General features: G+C 54.6%; 1 protein-coding gene. It reads left to right on the forward strand.

The genetic code is table 11. The features are described from left to right. Positions 1–124: 124 nt before the first annotated feature. On the forward strand, positions 125–957 hold an 833-nt coding region (locus NLX74_RS25490), incomplete at its 3' end, for a condensation domain-containing protein (RefSeq protein WP_254330931.1).

A 957-nucleotide genomic window follows, 5' to 3' on the forward strand; every position in this document is an offset into this window, starting at 1 on the left:
GCCAGAACTGACGCCAAGCGACTGCAGCTCCAAAGGAATCGAACTCGCGGAGGTAGAGGCCCTGAATCAGGCTTTCGACTATCCGATCGAGGATATCTATCGGTTGACGCCGATGCAAGAAGGCATGTTGTTCCATGCCCTCACGAACCACCACTCAGCAACTTACTTGGAGCAGTTCGCGTTTACCGTGAACGGCAAGCTTGAGGTCTCACGATTCCAGGAAAGTTTGCGCCAGTTATCGGCGAGATACGCGATTTTGCGCACCGCTTTCGTGACCAGTGGCGTGAAGCAGGCGCTGCAAGTCGTTGGAAAGCAGCGGGACATTGAATTTACCGTGGTCGACGGTAGCGCGAAATCCGTCTGGGAATACAAAGAGCTGGACAAGCAGCGGGGATTCGACCTGCGCCATGATGCTTTGATGCGCGTGACGATTGTGCAAGAGAACGATCAACGCAGCCATGTGCTCTGGAGCTTCCATCATATTCTGATGGATGGCTGGTGCCTCGGAATTATCATCCAGGAATTCTTTACGATCTACCGAAGCTTGACGAGCGGAACTCCATTGTTTCTACCTCCCGTGCAACCGTTCAGCAGCTACATCCAGTGGCTGGAGAAGCAGGATGCCCAGCAAGCGCGTGCCTATTGGGGTAACTACATATCCGGTTATACGCAGCACGCGGGGCTGCCTAAACGCAGCGTTCCTTTAAAAGGCGACTATGACAAGCAGGAGCATGCCTTCGTGCTGGATACGGAAATGACGGAGGGATTGCAGCAAGTGGCTCGTCAGCATCAGGTGACGCTGAACACGCTGATTCAAACCGTATGGGGACTGCTGCTGCAAAAGTACAACCGCTCGCAGGACGTCGTTTTCGGAGCGGTGGTTTCGGGAAGACCGGCGGAATTGCCGGATGTGGAGCGAATGGTGGGCCTATTCATCAACACCATCCCGGTGCGGGT

The sequence above is a fragment of the Paenibacillus sp. MZ03-122A genome (assembly GCF_024213325.1).
Classification (GTDB): domain Bacteria; phylum Bacillota; class Bacilli; order Paenibacillales; family Paenibacillaceae; genus Paenibacillus; species Paenibacillus polymyxa_B.